The organism is Leptospira bandrabouensis (assembly GCF_004770905.1).
Classification (GTDB): Bacteria; Spirochaetota; Leptospiria; order Leptospirales; family Leptospiraceae; genus Leptospira_A; species Leptospira_A bandrabouensis.
This window is the reverse complement of record NZ_RQHT01000014.1, coordinates 1,781,241-1,797,716: the sequence shown is the minus strand read 5'-3', so window position 1 is coordinate 1,797,716 and position 16,476 is coordinate 1,781,241. Positions and strand designations below refer to the sequence as shown.

General features: G+C 38.7%; 17 protein-coding genes. 4 read left to right on the top strand and 13 right to left on the bottom strand.

What is annotated here, in order from left to right; translation table 11 throughout:
• The first annotated feature begins 5 nt into the window (after positions 1 to 5).
• Positions 6 to 1,025 (top strand): LIC_10230 family protein, encoded by a 1,020-nt coding sequence (locus EHR07_RS15645; RefSeq protein WP_135745915.1) that lies wholly within the window; start codon positions 6 to 8, stop codon positions 1,023 to 1,025.
• A 13-nt stretch (positions 1,026 to 1,038) separates the two neighbouring features.
• On the opposite strand, the gene EHR07_RS15640 is transcribed toward EHR07_RS15645, so the two are convergent.
• Genes EHR07_RS15640 through acpP form a run of 6 tightly spaced genes read right to left on the bottom strand, consistent with a single transcriptional unit; the run spans position 1,039 to position 5,213 of the window.
• On the bottom strand, positions 1,039 to 1,779 hold the full coding sequence (locus EHR07_RS15640) for a toxin-antitoxin system YwqK family antitoxin (RefSeq protein ID WP_135745914.1): 741 nt from the start codon (positions 1,777 to 1,779) through the stop codon (positions 1,039 to 1,041).
• Positions 1,754 to 2,647 (bottom strand): mechanosensitive ion channel family protein, encoded by an 894-nt coding sequence (locus EHR07_RS15635; protein WP_135745913.1) that lies wholly within the window; start codon positions 2,645 to 2,647, stop codon positions 1,754 to 1,756. The genes EHR07_RS15640 and EHR07_RS15635 overlap by 26 nt, the downstream gene beginning before the upstream one ends.
• Position 2,648: 1 nt before the next feature.
• Entirely contained in the window at positions 2,649 to 3,740 is a 1,092-nt protein-coding gene (gene aroB / locus EHR07_RS15630; protein ID WP_135745912.1) for a 3-dehydroquinate synthase, read from the bottom strand.
• On the bottom strand, positions 3,737 to 4,201 hold the full coding sequence (locus EHR07_RS15625; RefSeq protein WP_135745911.1) for an NUDIX domain-containing protein: 465 nt from the start codon (positions 4,199 to 4,201) through the stop codon (positions 3,737 to 3,739). The genes aroB and EHR07_RS15625 overlap by 4 nt, the downstream gene beginning before the upstream one ends.
• A complete protein-coding gene (rnc, locus tag EHR07_RS15620; RefSeq protein WP_135745910.1) occupies positions 4,198 to 4,926 on the bottom strand; it encodes a ribonuclease III in 729 nt (242 codons plus the stop codon). Before rnc ends, EHR07_RS15625 begins: the two co-directional genes overlap by 4 nt.
• A 53-nt stretch (positions 4,927 to 4,979) precedes the next feature.
• The gene (gene acpP / locus EHR07_RS15615) at positions 4,980 to 5,213 is read right to left on the bottom strand and encodes an acyl carrier protein (RefSeq protein ID WP_002974954.1); all 234 of its coding nucleotides are present in this window, start codon (positions 5,211 to 5,213) and stop codon (positions 4,980 to 4,982) included.
• Positions 5,214 to 5,592: 379 nt separating this feature from the next.
• Here acpP and EHR07_RS15610 point away from each other — a divergent pair, with 379 nt between their 5' ends.
• From EHR07_RS15610 to EHR07_RS15600, 3 genes are all read left to right on the top strand, one after another.
• A complete protein-coding gene (locus EHR07_RS15610; protein WP_135745909.1) occupies positions 5,593 to 7,086 on the top strand; it encodes a sulfurtransferase in 1,494 nt (497 codons plus the stop codon).
• Between the two features lie 110 nt (positions 7,087 to 7,196).
• The gene (locus EHR07_RS15605) at positions 7,197 to 9,107 is read left to right on the top strand and encodes a DUF1538 domain-containing protein (RefSeq protein WP_135745908.1); all 1,911 of its coding nucleotides are present in this window, start codon (positions 7,197 to 7,199) and stop codon (positions 9,105 to 9,107) included.
• Positions 9,104 to 10,225 (top strand): P-II family nitrogen regulator, encoded by a 1,122-nt coding sequence (locus EHR07_RS15600; protein ID WP_135745907.1) that lies wholly within the window; start codon positions 9,104 to 9,106, stop codon positions 10,223 to 10,225. Before EHR07_RS15605 ends, EHR07_RS15600 begins: the two co-directional genes overlap by 4 nt.
• Positions 10,226 to 10,352: 127 nt before the next feature.
• On the opposite strand, the gene fabG is transcribed toward EHR07_RS15600, so the two are convergent.
• The 7 genes from fabG to cmk form a co-directional block, all read right to left on the bottom strand.
• A complete protein-coding gene (fabG, locus tag EHR07_RS15595; protein WP_135740697.1) occupies positions 10,353 to 11,114 on the bottom strand; it encodes a 3-oxoacyl-ACP reductase FabG in 762 nt (253 codons plus the stop codon).
• A gap of 76 nt (positions 11,115 to 11,190) precedes the next feature.
• Complete coding sequence (plsX, locus tag EHR07_RS15590) at positions 11,191 to 12,213, bottom strand: phosphate acyltransferase PlsX (RefSeq protein ID WP_135745906.1); 1,023 nt, start codon at positions 12,211 to 12,213, stop codon at positions 11,191 to 11,193.
• Positions 12,214 to 12,218: 5 nt separating this feature from the next.
• Positions 12,219 to 12,419: a 50S ribosomal protein L32 gene (rpmF, locus tag EHR07_RS15585; protein WP_015679024.1), complete on the bottom strand. Its 201-nt coding sequence runs from the start codon at positions 12,417 to 12,419 to the stop codon at positions 12,219 to 12,221.
• Between the two features lie 67 nt (positions 12,420 to 12,486).
• Positions 12,487 to 13,101 carry an ATP phosphoribosyltransferase gene (hisG, locus tag EHR07_RS15580; RefSeq protein WP_135745905.1) on the bottom strand — a complete coding sequence of 205 codons (615 nt, stop codon included), beginning with the start codon at positions 13,099 to 13,101 and terminating at the stop codon, positions 12,487 to 12,489.
• A 3-nt stretch (positions 13,102 to 13,104) separates the two neighbouring features.
• Positions 13,105 to 13,851 carry a tetratricopeptide repeat protein gene (locus tag EHR07_RS15575; RefSeq protein ID WP_135745904.1) on the bottom strand — a complete coding sequence of 249 codons (747 nt, stop codon included), beginning with the start codon at positions 13,849 to 13,851 and terminating at the stop codon, positions 13,105 to 13,107.
• Positions 13,852 to 13,855: 4 nt separating this feature from the next.
• A complete protein-coding gene (locus tag EHR07_RS15570; protein WP_135745903.1) occupies positions 13,856 to 15,559 on the bottom strand; it encodes a 30S ribosomal protein S1 in 1,704 nt (567 codons plus the stop codon).
• A gap of 24 nt (positions 15,560 to 15,583) precedes the next feature.
• Positions 15,584 to 16,336 (bottom strand): (d)CMP kinase, encoded by a 753-nt coding sequence (cmk, locus tag EHR07_RS15565; RefSeq protein ID WP_135745902.1) that lies wholly within the window; start codon positions 16,334 to 16,336, stop codon positions 15,584 to 15,586.
• Positions 16,337 to 16,476: the final 140 nt, after the last annotated feature.

The following is a 16,476-nucleotide window of genomic DNA, read 5'->3' as shown; positions in this document are numbered from 1 at the left end:
TCTCTATGGAAAAAATAAAAAAAAACCTCCCTATCGTTACACCTATATTCATTGCACTCATAATCATTCACTCCCTGTTTGTTGATTATTCGGTCCAATTTCCTGATTATATTTCCTCTGAAACTACGGAACAGGCTGCAGAATCGATGAAACCGAAAGTGATTTCTGAAAATGGAGTCTTGGATCGAATTTCTTATTTAGAATCTTTTTTAGTAGAGTTAGAATCTAAAGAACTTCCCGTTGATACAGAACAAGAAGAAACAAAAGACAATATCAAAAGAGTTCTTGTAGGTCAAAAGTTACTTTTTGGGCTTTATTTGTTTTATCTATTATTAACCTTTTCCACAGCCGTCTCTTATGCTTTCCGAGTTTGGTTTCACAAATCATTAGCAAACGTTTTATATCCTGCCACATTTCTTGTTTTAGCACCAAAAGTTTTTTTCCAACTCAACTTAATGTCACAACAGGAAATATTATCTTACTTTTATTTTGTCTTTTTGGTTTTCACCTATGTAGTCAGTATTATTTCCTATCGTTTGATTTTAAAAAATAAAGAATTAGCGGAAGGATTTCAATCTCTCCAGTTTTCCTCTTCTTTAGAAGAAGAAGGTAGATCACCAAGTAATACGAAAACAGGTTCTATCTTTGCACCCGTATTTCATGTTGCCATCATCATTTTAATTGGAATTTTGATTGGGAATTTAATTTACATTCCACTATTCCTATTACAAAAACACTATGTAACTGAATTTAGTTATTTTATTTTCTTTTTGTTAGGGATGTTATCTCTCTTTTATATCTTTAATTACAAAAAAGTAGGTGGAGAACCAAACAATAGCAATTGGAAGGATCTCGCTGTTAGTTTTGCTTATTTACAATTTAGATTTTTACGGAATAGTTTTTTTGCAGCGTTTAGTACTGTTGTGATTGTTCTGTTTGTAACTTTTTTATTCAGTCTGTTACTTTTTAATATCGACCTAATCCAAAACCATTTAGGTCTTTTTGGGAAAGCTACAGAATTTTAAAATCTTAGAGTGCCTATTGGCACTCAGGTTCTTTTCCCTTTTTTACCAAACACCAAACATTTCCATTGGGATAATACGTGGTACGTGAAATGAGTTCGCCAGTGGCAGAGTAATTTTCCGAAGCTTCTTTGGCTCCTGTAGGGTAGTAATAAAACCATTCACCTACTTTCTTATCATTCTCGTAACTACCCTTTTCTTCCACTTTGGTATCTGGATAATAACGCACCCAGTCCCCAGTGCGAAGTCCACCGTCAAAAAAACCTTTTTCGTTCAACCTACCACTGCGAAAGTATCGAAAATAAGATCCTGTTTCATTTCCAAGTTCGGCCGTTTGGATCCAAAGTTGTTTTTTGCGATTCCCAGCTTTGTAGTTTTGTTCAATATAGATTTTACCATCAGAAAAATAGAACTTCCAAAGACCATCACGATCTCCATTCACAAACCGGCCTTCCATAATAGTGATTCCTGTCAGATAGTTTAGTTTTTTGCCATAACCATCTTGTAACCCAAGGGAATTCACAGGGAACTCTGCAATTAAATTTCCATTCTCAAACCACTCGCGATTGATACCTTCCCTTGTATCACTGTAGTAATTTGTTTTTTTGTTATAAACTGCTTCTTTTGGAATCGATTTTGGTTTTGCGATTCCACCTTTACAGGGGCCAAAAACGACACCGGATAACAAAACTAATATGAGTAAGGATATAAAAATCCAAATGGAATTATCTTTAATGGGTGTGGATGTGGATGTCATTTTCATTTTTGAACTTTGTAAGTATTTCTTTGGAAATAAGAATTCGATTGAGACGTTTTGACCTAATAGGTGTTAAATATCTCAAACACATTAAAATAATACCTTCCGGTTCTAAGGAAGTATATACAATAGGAGTGGTTTTGCCAAGTCTCACTAGGTAGTTTTTTGACATCTCTCGAATTTTTGACTCTACTAATTCAGGAGCCAAAACCAATTCTTCGTGAAGGATTTGTGAACATATTTTTTCTGCTTTTTCCCAATTAGAGTTTAGTTCCAAATACACACGAAATTCATCCCAAACAAAATCCATAGTTTCCGAAACGATAAAAAACCGATTAAGAACTATATTGTAATTGGGGAAATGAATTAGCCTATTTGTGGACTGTTCAAATCTAGGATCTGCAGCAATTTCAAGTAATGTAAATTTAAAAAAACCAATATTAACGACATCACCTTTGATGTTATCGATTTCGATTCGGTCACCAACCTTAAATCCGTTGGAACCCATAATCATAAACCAACCCACCATATTGAGCCAAACCTCTTTCAAAGAAATCACAATCCCCGCACCGGCAAGACCAAGAACCGTTGGAAGAAGTGATAAACTTGAAAAAATTAAAGGTAGATAGGCAATTCCAAAAACCAAAAGAAAACCCATACGAGCCACCTTACGGCGATTGTATTCGTGTACGGCATCGGGAGCGGGTTTGATTCTCTCTACAAGAATCATTGTAATCTTGTAACAAAATATAGCAAAAACAACCATGTATCCAAATAGGATCATGGTTTCTGCAACATCACGATTAGGACTTCTTAACAGAGTTAATGGATTCAAATCTAGGTAGAATTCTTTTAGATTTCCGCCCATTCTATAACTTTCCTTTCTGGCGTTTTAGAATTTCCAAAATTGTCTTTCGTTCCACAGAAACCCCAAATTTTGGTTTCCCAAAATCTTCTAATAGAACAAATTTTAAAGAAGAACCTTCCTTTTTTTTATCATGTTCCATATGTTTCAAAATTTCTTCTGGTTTTTCTTCTAAACGAGTTGGTAACTTCAAACGTTTCATCAAATGAATTGCTTTTTGAAAATTTGATTCGGAGAAACCAACTAATTCACAAGACAAAAGCAAAGCAGTCACAAGCCCAACGGCAACAGCTTCTCCATGTGAATATTTTTTATATTGGGTTAAGGATTCAATCGCATGTCCCGTTGTATGCCCTAAGTTTAAAACCGCACGTAATCCAGATTCCTTTTCATCTTGTGCAACAATTCCAGATTTAACCCGAACCGACTCTTCAATCGCATAACGAAGGATTGCTGAATTTGCAGAATAATCGGTCCGTTCCGATTCAGCTATTTTATTTAAAAATTCACCACCATCAAGAAACGCGTGTTTTGCGATTTCAGCAAGTCCGCAACTCCATTCCTTTTCTGGTAAAGTAGATAAAGTAAAAAGAGGAGCAAAAACAAATTCTGGTTGGTAAAAGGCACCGACCATGTTTTTTCCTGAATCTACATTGACAGCGACTTTTCCTCCCACAGAGGAATCCACACATGCGAGAAGTGTAGTAGGAACTTGAACAAAACGTACACCTCTTTGGTAGGTGGCAGCAATAAATCCAGCGAAGTCACCCACCACTCCACCACCAAAGGCAATCACAACCGATTTTCTATCGGCGTCGGTTTCAATGAGTTGGTTGTAAACTTTTTTTACCCGGTCAATGTGTTTGTTCTTTTCGCCCGGTTTTAAATAGATAAAAGAAAATGGGACTTTTAAGGAATTTAGTTCTTTCGTAATATATTTTTCGTAAATCCCTGCAATTTCGCGACTGGTTAGAATATAAACTTTCGAAACTTTTGGAAGAGAATTTAATTTTTCGGACAGACCTTGGAAGTCTTCGTGTAATTCAATTGGGTAACGAAACCCCTGCCCTATGATTTCACGTTCTGATAACTTCATGGTTCATTCACCCACGGGCTTGAAATATATCTAGGTTTATTTGTACTTTTAGCTCGGAAGTAATGTTTAATATCAGGACGAATGTCCATAGACAAAATTTCTTTTGTGGTAAAGTAACCAAATCCGGAAATGGCTTTTTCTTTTGGATTCAAAATGGGTAACAAATCTTTTACCTTGGTTAAAAAAACAATTTGGATCAAGTGGCGTTTTTTATTTGGATCGATTGATTCGTTTAAAAATAAAAAATCCATCTGGCTTACGGTCAGAGACAATTCTTCGTTTAGTTCTCGTTTGAGTGCCTCTTCCCCTGACTCACCAAATTCAATTCCGCCACCGGGAAGGAGCCAATACCCAGATTGTTTTTTTTGCTGTTGTACAAGCAAAATTTTTCCTTTAGGATCTTGGATGAGGGCAGCAACTCGAACTCTCATCGATTTGGATTTTAATAAAAAATCGATCATAGTATTTTTAAAAAACGTAAAGCAGCCTTGGCAGCCATCTGCTCGGCACGGCGTTTGTTTTTTCCTTCCCCATTGGTTCGGAAATGATTTTCACAGGCCACAGAAACTAAAAACGCTTTGTCGTGGTCTGGACCCTCTTCTTTCATAACAGAATATTCGGGTAATTTTTTCCATTTCTTTTGGCAAAATTCCTGCAAAATGGTTTTGTAATCTTTTGTCTCTTCGGCATCTTCCACTCCCTTTTCCATCACCTGAAAATGTGGTGTTAGGAACTTACGGCAACTCTCAAGGCCTTGGTCCAAATACAGAGCACCCAGGAAGGCCTCAAAACAATCTGCTTGGAGGTTTGTATTGGATTCACCCTTTTCTTTTTCTCCTCTCCCAAGTAATAAAAATTCAGGAAACCGGTAAGCCCGGGCTAATTTTGCAATGGCAGGAGCCGAAACCATTTTACTTTTTAATTTGGCTAATTTGCCTTCTTTTCCTTTGGGAAGAGACTGGTATAAAAATTCTGCAGCAAGGATACCAAGAACAGAGTCCCCTAAAAATTCCAATCGTTCGTTATCGGATAGGTAACGATCTGAGTCTTCGTTTGCGAATGACCTATGAACAAATGCTAGGTGGAGTAGGGAAACGTTTTTAAATTGTGTTTTTGTGAGTGATTGAAGTTCTTTGAGAGAGGAAATTCTTTCGGGGGGAAGTTTGATACGAATGGAGTCAGACAAGGTACAAAGATCCGGGTTCCTCTATTCGGGGAACCCGGTTTTTGGATTGGGAATTACCCCTTAAGTTTATCGATGAATTTAATTACATCGCCTACGGTTTGGATTTTTTCTGCGTCTTCATCAGAAATTTCCACACCAAACTCTTCTTCAAGAGCCATAACTAGTTCAACTGTATCAAGAGAGTCAGCACCAAGATCATTGATGAAGTGAGCTTCAGGTGTAACTTCTGATTCATCAACACCAAGTTGTTCTACGATGATTGACTTAATTTTTTCGAAATCTGCCATTTTATATCCTCCAGGCCACTGTTAATCAGTGGGGCAAGTGTTAAATCGTTTTCCGCTAGGTATATATGTACGCCTAGCGTTTTTTTAAAATGAAATTGTCGGAATTTTTGGCAAGTCTAAATAGATTATTTTCCTCTTGAAACCTTTGACATCATTCTAACATCACCTAACTCAAATTAACTTGAATTGAAAACCAACGATTTGCTGATAAATCAGTGGCAAACTCCCTAACATCCGAGCAATTTCCAAAATCCTAGACCGAATTCCAAGGCTTTGATCCATTTTAGCAGATTTATATTCCGTTATAGCGGATTCGGCTTTCCTTTTCCGAAAGAAAGCAGGAAATCAACCGCAAGAAAAAAAAATAAAGGAGAACTCCATGATTCAAAAATGGACCCAAACACTGACTGCCTTCCTCCTACTTTCCTTCTCGGTTTCTTGTGTCGAAAAGAAAGAAGACAAAAATACTTTACTGGCGGCTCTGCTTTACTTAGCCGCAAACCAAATCAAAGTCAATTCAGCCACAGATCTCGTGAACGAATCGGCAGAAGATTACAACGATAACAACTGGGGACTCATCACCCCGCAGACCTTAAATCGATTTGTATCCAATTGGCCTGCAAACAAACCAAGTCATATCACGGGAAATTTAATCATCTTACAAACAGATGAAGCCAATCGTGTGGCCGGTGGAGCCGCTTCCCCATTTGTAGCAGAAAATCCTGGCCACGGTGTCTATGTATACCTACTCGATGATTATAGACCAGCAAGTTTACCAAGTGGAGGATTTCGATTCAACCAAACACGAGATACTGGCTTATTTTCAAACTCTGTCCGTTACCAAGCTAATGGTCAATTCGTGGATGATTGGTTAAAAACCTTTGGAATCAATCTCTCTAAAGATTTAGTGGTATTTGCAGTAGGTACAGGGAATGGAATTTCTGGAGGTGCCTATCCTGCAAAAGCTGTTGGAGCAGGCGCTGTTCAAGATATCACTCGTGGAGTATATTGGTTACGTTATTGGGGAGCTGATATTAAAAACTTGGCGATACTCAATGGAAACCTGAACAAAAAAGCAACTGGTGCAGGAATTCCACTTTCGGCAAGTCGCTCGGGAATCAACTTAGAACGAAACGGTGGATTCTCTGTAAAACAATTACGAGTCGATAATACTGTCCTTACTTTAGGACTTGAAGACATCTATGAAATTGCAAAAACGGGAGGGAATGCAAATCTTTCTGGTCTTACCGCCAAACAACAGATTATCGATGCAAGGCCTGCCACACAATACAATGGGACTGCAGATGGGTTGAATGTTGCAAGAAATGCGCTTGTAACAAATCCAACAAACTCAGCTTACATCACTACTTCCTACCAGTCTTCTGGGGCACCATCAGCTTCAGCGGGGAACCAAACTTTTGTTCCTTTTGAAGGAAGTATCAAATCCTCAAAAACATTCCCATGGTCTGATCTACTAAAGGATAATGCAGACGGATATGAATATTTAGATAAAGCAGCACTCAAAACACTGTTTAATACAACAAGGGCAGTTTACACTCCGGGAACTACGATCGTTAGTCAATGTAGAACCAATTTTGAAGCTCAAGTCAATGGATTCGCATCTTTGAATATTCTTGGATATCCCACTGTGTATTATGATGGTTCACTTGTGGAATGGACAGCTCTAGTCGCAGGACATGGAACCAGTGCCGTGAACCAAGTACCATCCGACTTTAAATGGAGAACTGACATAGGAGATGTTTCAACAAAACTTTGGTACAATGAACCTACTCATGTTGTTCGTCCCAATGTAAATCTTACAGCAACAACTACAAAAAAATTCATTCAAGAAGATAAGGCTTACAAGTACTAATCTCTTTCCCAGTTTGCACGCTTCGTCTCCTGGCATATATTGCCGGGAGACATTCTTTTTGAATTTTAAAATCCCTTTGCAAAAATGTTTTTGTCTGACAGTTTGTCCTTATGGCAAGGAACGAAAAAGAAGAATCCATCCATATAGGATTTAAAGAAGCAATCACGCTTATAATTCCGTATTTTCGAAAAAAACTTTGGGAACAAACCAAATCAGTGGTTTGGGTTGTTTCTTATTTAGTATTATTTCAACTCATCGTACTTAGAATCCCAATCAAAGAAGCAGGAATCATTTCCTTCGGAATTTTTGCTGTTATCATGGGACTAACTTTTTTTATGGAAGGATTGTATTTAGGCATCATGCCCCTTGGGGAAACAATTGGGTTACGACTTCCGCAAAAAGTAAACTTACTCACAATTATGGTTTTCTGTTTGTTTGTAGGAATCGTTGCAACACTTGCAGAACCTGCGATTTCCGTATTAAAACAAAGTGGGTCAGCAGTAAATCCTTGGGATGCCCCCTTATTATTTCATTTATTAAATGAAGGTGCTGATGTTCTTTTTTTTAGCATCGCAGTGGGTGTTGGATTTTCCATCGTATTTGGGATCATTCGTATCATTTATGGAATCTCTTTATCTAAGTTTTTAATACCAAGTCTTATCTTTCTAATTTTAATCACTATTTATGCATTCAATAATGATAACTTACGATTGATTTCGGGACTTGCTTGGGATTCTGGTGTGGTTGCCACAGGTTCTCTCACTGTTCCCTTAATTGTGGCTTTAGGACTTGGAGTGTCAAAAGCGTCTCGCACAAGTGATACTACTACAGGTTTTGGTGTGGTAACACTTGCCTCTCTATTTCCTATCTTAAGTGTATTTGTTGTTGGCCTTTACTTTGCACCGAAGTTACCAGAGCCAATGTCCAAAGAAAAGTTTTTTAGTTCAGGGATCACCATAGAACAATCCAAACTATTGTTTGGTGAAAAAAATCCAGAAACTTTATTCGCAAATAACGAAAAAGAGCATAATTCTCAGTTATCCATCCATAACAAATTAGTAAAAATAATGGAAGGAATTTTAGAAAGTTTTTCTGGTTCCCTGCAAGCTATCATTCCTTTAGCAGGATGTTTGATTCTATTTTTATATATGATCTTAAGGGAAAGTTTACCATTTACGGATGAATTGTATCTGGGAATTTTATTTGTGTTTTTAGGTTTAGCTATATTTAATTTCGGAATCTTTTTTGGACTTAGCAAACTGGGAAGCCAAGTCGGAAACAAACTACCTTCGTCATTTCGTTCCATCGAACTTACAGATTCTATTAGAGAAATCAGAAATTTTAATCCAAAAATTGTATTCACTGCAACAGATGAAAATGGAAACACCGAAGATTTCTTTTATTTAAAAGACAAAAAGTCTTTTTCGCAAATTCCCTTCCGAGACAAAAACTATGACTCTCAATCAGAAATTTACAGTTATGTACCAATTCATGGACCACTATTTGGAAAGGAAGATAACCTTTTAGGATATTTCATAGCTCTTTTATTTGCTTTTTTATTAGGGTATAGCGCCACTCTCGCAGAACCAGCATTAAGTGCACTTGCCAACAGTGTGGAAGAAGTTACTGTAGGGACAGTAAAAAAAACAGTTCTCATCCAAGCGGTTGGAATTGGAGTTGGGCTCGGCACCTTACTCGGTATTTTAAAAATATTTTTAGAGATCCCCCTTCTATACATACTTCTACCATCTTATATCTTTCTTGTGTTTCTGACATTACTCAGTAAACCCGAGTTCATTGACATTGCTTGGGATAGTGCAGGTGTGACTACAGGTCCCATTACCGTCCCCCTAATCATTGTTCTTGGGTTAGGAATCGGGAATCAATTGAATACTGTCGATGGATTTGGTATCCTTTCTTCGGCTGCTATTTTCCCTGTATTAACTGTACTTGTAATGGGGTTATGGATGGAGAGATCACGAAAACAATCATTAACCAATATTGAGACGGAAGAAAAATGAATCATAGCTCCGCAATTAGAATTACAGCCGTTGTCCATAAAGATCTCGCCGATGAGGTACAAAGAGTTTTTAAAAACTTGGGTGTTTCCTTTTTTTCGCATGAATTAGGTAGATATCCCATTCTCAAAAGAAATCATATTTTTCTTTTGAATTTATATTCGAGCACTCAGCTGTACAACTTACCTGTTGTGATCTTTCAAGTCCTAACAGATAAAAAAACTGAAGATTTTTTAATGAGTCAAATCATCGAATCCGCAGATTTGACAGTTCCTGGTCATGGTTCGATTTATACTGAAGAAATTACTATTTATTGTCCAATCGCAGAAAACTTAATTTATCGAAATCCAATCAAAACAAAACCACTGGGTTTTACAGGTCTCACTGGAATCTTTTGTATCATCCAAAGAGGGGCCGCTGATACCATGTCGCACTATATTTTGGAAAATGGTGTGGCAGTTCCTACCATCACTTACGGCGTGGGAAGAGGCCTAAGAGACCGACTAGGGTTACTTCGAATCACAATACCAAAGGAAAAGGAAATTGTTAAACTAATTGTCCATTCTTCTGACGCAGAACATGCATTAGATTTTATCATTGAAGCAGGGAAACTTGATTTACCGGGGAAAGGTTTTATCTTTGAATATCCAATCAAACGTGGACTCATCAATACAAAAATCAGTTTGGATGGTCCTAAACAAGCTGCGAGTATGGAACAAGTAATTTCTGCCTTAGACCATTTATATGGAAATATTGATTGGCGAAGACAGTTTACAAACTTCAGGAAAGGTGCAAGGAAAAGAAATTATTTCGAAGGGGTAAACATTCATTTGAATGCAAAAGAAGGTTCCGTTGAAAAAGTCCTTATGAAACTTTCGAAATTAGGAATTTCTGGTGCTACCATTTCACAAGACCGACTCGTCAAATTGGATGAAGAAAATAATCTCTATAACCCAGCAAGAGATTCTGCTAATTTATTAATTCCGAAAAGAATGTTAAATGAAGTAATCTCTGAATTAGAAGTTTTAGATTTTTTTACTAAAGAAACAGAAGGGATCGCCTACACAATGGAAATTCCAAGAGCCTTTTCCTACCAATCGAAACTAGGCAAAAAAAAATAAAAATCCCCTGATCTCAAAAATCGAAATCAGGGGATCTGTGATCACAATTCAATACTAAGGTAGTAAAACCAAAGGTCAGTTCTCAAACCATCGGAATGAAAACTGACTAAGGTTTTGAGCGTATTTCTTAGTGACCGCCACCTGGTAAAAATCCACCACCATTGATATCAAGGATATGTCCTGTGATAAAGGAAGATGCGTCAGAAGCAAGGAAGGCAATTCCGTTTGCGATGTCTTCTGGAAGACCTGCACGTTTGAGTGGAATTGCTTGGACCATCCCATGTCTGATGTTTTCTGGGATTGCTTCTGTCATTTCTGTGGCGATAAAACCTGGAGCAATCGCGTTACAACGAACCTTTCTAGAAGCCATTTCAAGAGCTACAGCTTTTGTAAAACCAATCACACCAGCTTTAGATGCTGAGTAGTTTGTTTGTCCAATGTTTCCGTTTTCACCAGAGATAGAAGATAAGTTAATGATAGATCCACCATTTTCTTGTTTCATCATAACTTTAATTGCAGCTTGTGTACAAAGATAAGTTCCAGTAAGGTTTACTGCAATGACTGCATCCCACTGCTCTTTTTTCATTCTCATTAGGAGAGTGTCACGAGTGATCCCTGCGTTGTTCACAAGGATATCAACGGATCCAAATTCTTTTTTTGCTGAATCAATTAGTTTTTGTGCATCTTCTTCAACAGAAACGTTTGCCACAACTGCGATTGCTTTGTAACCTTTGGATTTTAATTCTTCCGCTGTTGCATTCGTAGCTTCTGGATTCATATCCGCTACAACGATATTGGCTCCAAGAGAAGCAAGTTTCAAACAAGTTGCTTTTCCAATTCCTCTAGCCCCACCAGTTACGATGGCTGTTTTTCCTGATAAACTAATCATTTGTTTTTTTCCTCTTCTTTTCTAATTCCTAAAAACATTTTTCTAAACTAAATCAATTCAAATGAATCCTAATATTTTATGTAGAATCACCAAGTATGGTTTTGTATTCACCGAGCCTTTCGCGAATCCGTTCGTTGATCCCGTGTTTGGCGCATTCTGCAATGACCCTTACTGCATTTTTAACAGCTAAAGCATTCGAAGAACCATGTCCAATCATACAAATTCCTTCTACACCGAGTAGAAGGGCACCACCGTATTCTGCATAGTCTAAACGTTTTTTCACAGCGTTGAATGTTGATTTTAAAAGTAAGGCTCCCGTTTTTGCAAGACTTGAATGCCTTATGGAATTCTTTAGAACATTAAATATAGATTTTGCAAGACCTTCTGTGGCTTTAAGAACAATGTTCCCAATAAAACCATCACATACTACAACATCTACTTCTCGACCACTACCATAAAGGTCGCGGCCTTCCACGTTTCCTACAAAGTTAAAAGGGATTTTTTTTAAAAGATCAAATGTTTTGACGGAAACTGTATTTCCCTTTTTGTCTTCTTCTCCATTGGAGAGGATTCCTACTTTAGGATTTTGAATTCCAAAAAGTTCACGGGAATAAATTTCCCCCATCACTGCAAATTGCGCTAAATATTCCGGTTTACAATCAACATTGGCACCGGCATCTAACAAAAGTACAGGTGGTCCTTCTTCCCTGGGAATATGCGCAGCAATTGGAGGCCGCAAAACACCTGGTAGACGACCAAGGTGTAATAATGCGGCGGCCATAGTAGCACCTGTGTTTCCCGGAGAAAACACACCGATACATTCTTTATCTGCCACTAAACGAACTGCTTTGACTACGGAAGAATCCTCCATAGCGCGGACTGCTATAGAAGGAGAATCATTCATACCGATAATTTCAGTAGAATGAATGACACGAAGTTTCTCTGTGTCATAATCAAATTTTAACAGGATATCAAGTAACTCTTGTTCGTCGCCAACGAGGTAAACAGACAGTCCGAATTCTCGAACTGCCAGTACCGCGCCCTCGACGATACCTTCGGGGCCGTAATCTCCGCTCATCGCGTCCACGGCGACCCACATAACGGTTAGTTATCTTCGGTCGTTTTTTTAACTTTTTGAGCGACTACGAGTTTTCCCTTATAAAAACCGCAATAAGGGCAAACACGGTGGGACAGAACAAATGAACCACAATTGGAACACGGGTTTAAGTTAGGTTTGCCAATCGCGTGATGGGCTCTTTTCGTTCTAACTTTCGATTTTGATTTACGTCTCTTTGGGACTGCCATGGCTATCCTCTATGGAATTATAACTGGTTTTTACTATGTTTTGGAAAACCAATGTGAAAACAATATTTTAATTTTCTAAGCTCTCGATAAGAGACCGTAATTCGGTATGTTTGTGATAAAAAGCGGAGCGATTGCAGACAAAACGGGCTGTACTGTATAAAATCGACTCAAACTCTTTCAAACCATTGGCTTTTAAGGTCCCGCCAGTGGAAACTAAGTCCACAATACAGTCGGATAGACCCACAATCGGTGCTAGTTCAATCGAACCATAGAGTTTGATGATTTCACAGGAAATCCCTTTGGAAAAAAAATACTCACGGGTAAGGTTCGGATATTTTGTCGCTACACGCACTTTGGAGCGTTTGGCAAAGAGATCAAAGTCAGGAAAGGAGGCAAGAGAAAGCCTACAAGCCCCTAGTTTCAAATCCACGGGAGCAATGAGGTCAAATCCCCCTTCTCGTAAAATATCCCAACCGACAATGCCTGCATCAGCAGCGGCTTCTTCCACATAAGTACAAACATCTTGGGATCTGACAAATAAAAGGCGGAGGCGTTTGTCTTCGGAGACGAAGGTAAGTTCTTTGGAACCTTCGGATGGCAAAGTTTTTAACCATCCTTTCGATAACAAAAGAACCGCTGTTTCTTCGGCAAGCCTACCTTTCGGAAGAGCCAAAGTTAACATAAATTAATTTTTCCCGAGTTTGAGGAGTAAATAACTAGAGAGGAGTTTTACATCTTCTCCAGACTCTGCCACGTCAAGTTTCACTGCTTTTTCAAGATATTCTTTGGAAGCCGCCTTATCACCGTTAAGGTATGATAAACGACCTGCTTGATAATAAGACCAAGCCTTAAATCCATTAAGTTCTCTTGCAGGTTCGATGACAGCCGCAGCAATCTTATAATTTTCTAGAGACTTGGCGTTGTTTTTTTCTTTTTCGCGGTAATTTCCAGCGATATAAAAATAGAGTGCTTTGATTTCTTTAGGAGTATCAATTTTTTTAGCAGCGTCTTCGAGATATCCGGCAGCTTTTCCGAATTCTCCTTTTTCTGCATAAAGTTTAGAAAGATCCTTCCAAACCCGAAGTTCCATTTTACCGGTGCTTTGGTTCTTTAAAAAAGTTTCTAAACTCTGAATTTGTACTTCAAGACTCACCTTTGATTTTTGGTGAGAGAGTTTCAAATCTTCAAGTGTTACTGTTTCTTTTTCAAAAAGATAAGCGCGATATTCGAAATATCCGATTACAGCAGCTAACACAACAATGGCGGAAGCCAGACCGATAAATACAGACTTACGATTTTTTGCTAAAAAGTGTGTGAACTTTAAAAATGCAAGTTCTGCCTTGGAACCTTCAAAATCAGCGAACTCATCCTTTTGGATGAGTTCGGCTTGTTTTTTTTGTTCGATTTGGTTTTTTTTATGAAACTTATCCATGGACCTATCGGTTTTGGTTTAAATTCATGAAAGAACCGATGGATTCACGTGAAGGTTGGTTATCTTCCTTCATGTATTTCGCCATCTCTTCACGTTCTACCGCTTTATCAAAGTCTTTGATAGAGAGAGAAATCTTTTTGTTGTTAGGTTCGATTTTTACGACAACTGTGCGAACCGAATCGCCCACTTTGTAAAGATCCTCTAACTTGATGTTACGACCATCTGGGATTTCAGAGATGTGGACTAGGCCTTCGTAACCTGGTTCTACTTCTACGAAAACACCAAAACTAACAATCGACTTTACACGACCTTCTACAAGTGTACCCGGTGGGTATTTTTTGCGAAGAGCTTCGTATGGATGTTCAGAAAGTTGTTTTAATCCACAGCTAATACGTTGTGCATCTAAGTTCACATCTAGGATTTTGTACTGAACCGATTGGCCTTTTTTAAGGAGGTTTAATGGGTTCTTTTCTTTTTCATCCCAAGTGATATCAGAGATATGAATCAGTCCTTCGATTCCACTTTCTACTTCAACGAAAGCACCGTATTTAGTGATTCCAGTGATTTTACCTTCGAGTACGTTTCCAGCACGAACGTTAGCAGAAAGAGCTTCCCAAGGGTTAGGAAGGAGTTGTTTAAGCCCGAGAGACAAACGTCTTGCTTCGAAATCAATGTCTAAAATTTCAGAGTCAACTTCTTGGCCTTTTTTCAAAACATCTTTTGGATGAGGTGGTTTTTTTGCCCAAGAAAGTTCAGTGGTATGAATCAGACCTTCGAGTCCTTCTTTGAGTTCAACGAAAGCACCGAAGTTGGTAAGAGAGGTTACGATTCCGCGAACCACCATTCCTTTTTCGAGTTCTTTCTTTGCCCAAATCCAAGGATCTTCATAAAGTTGTTTGATTCCAAGAGAAAGTTTGTTGTTCTCTTTATCCACTTCTAAAACAACCACTTCGACTTCGGCACCGATGTTGAAGTATTGTTTGAAAGGAGCAAATTTTTTGTAAGAAATATCGTTTTGGCGAAGAAGACCTACTACATCGTAAACAGAGAGAAATACACCAAAGTTGGCAATTTTAACCACCTTTCCTGTGACTTTATCTCCAACTTTTACTTTGCCGAGGAGTTCTTCCCACTTCTCGCCATTGATTTCGTCGAGGAGGGTTTTACGAGAAACCACACCGGTTCTCGTTTTTTCATTGAGTTCAATGATTTTGAATGAAAACTCTTTTCCACCTTCTGTGGATTCTTTAAATCGAACCCCTACATGAGAAGCAGGAAGGAAAAGTTGAATGCCTTCACTTTCCACAAGGTATCCCTTGTTTTTCACTTCTCCGACAATTTTACCGGAGAGAGGGTAACCGTTTTGGCTTGCATCTTTGATGGTTTCCCAACCAACTCGTTGGTCCGCTTCTTTTTTGGAGAGGACACAATATCCGTCGACCCGCTTTTTAATGATCGCACTGACTTTCTCACCGCGTTTTGGCGTTTCAGAGAAGTCTTCACGAGAGACACGAGCTTCCAATTTCTCTCCGATATCAAGGAAAACAGTATCACCAATGACATCAACTACGGTCCCTTCGATGAGGGTACCTTTTCCTGCGGAGTTTTCTTGTTCTTGTGCTTGTGACTGCGATTCCCACTTCTCTAATAATTCGCCGAAGGAAGAAGTGGTCTCATTTTTGGGGGAGGATGGGTTGGTTGAATTCAATGGTTACTTACCGGGATACAAAACTTAGATTTGCCCAGAGGACGAAACCTTGGACAGGATAGTATTTAGGACAGTTTCCGTGTCGAGGGTGCTCGTGTCAATCAGGATTGCGTCGGAAGCCTGCTTCAGGGGAGCCACAGTACGGGTGGTGTCACTTTCGTCCCGTGCGACAATTTCTTCTTTGATGTGGTCCAGGTCCGCCTTAAAACCCTTGGCAACTAATTCATCGTATCGGCGTTTGGCCCGCACTTCCACAGAGGCGGTGAGAAAAAATTTGAATTTGGATTTTGGAAACACTTCCGTTCCTATATCGCGGCCATCCATAACCAATTTATGGTTTTTTGCAAATTCTCGGATATGGCGGTTTAGAATTTCGCGGAAAGCCCGTCTTGGGGCAATATAACGGATTTTTTTGGTAATCTCTGGATCGCGGATTTCGTGACTTATGTCCCTATCTCCGAGAAACATTAAATTTTCACCTGTGGAGGAAAGTTCGCAATGGACAGGGATTTTAGCCACTGAATAACCAAATTCCGCTTCGTCCAGATCCAGAAGGCATGCATCCGCTAATTTCTCTGTATAAAAAGGAAACTTGGACTCATCCTCTTTTGATTCTAAAAACTTCTCCCATATAGCAAGGGTTAATGCCCTGTAATAGGCCCCTGAATCCAAGTAGAGATACCCAATTTTTTGGGCGATCATGCGAGCAAGTGTACTTTTTCCGGAGCCGGCAGGCCCATCAATGGCAATGACTTTTTCTATATTCGAGAGACTCATAGTTTTAAATTCTAAAACTAGAACAGGATTTGATTTCGTCCAGAGGAATTCCAAGGAAAAAGAAAGGCTAACTAACGGTAAGCGATTTTACCTTGACATACCGTTTTTCCCCTCAGAGGATCAGTGGCGTTTGGTGGGAA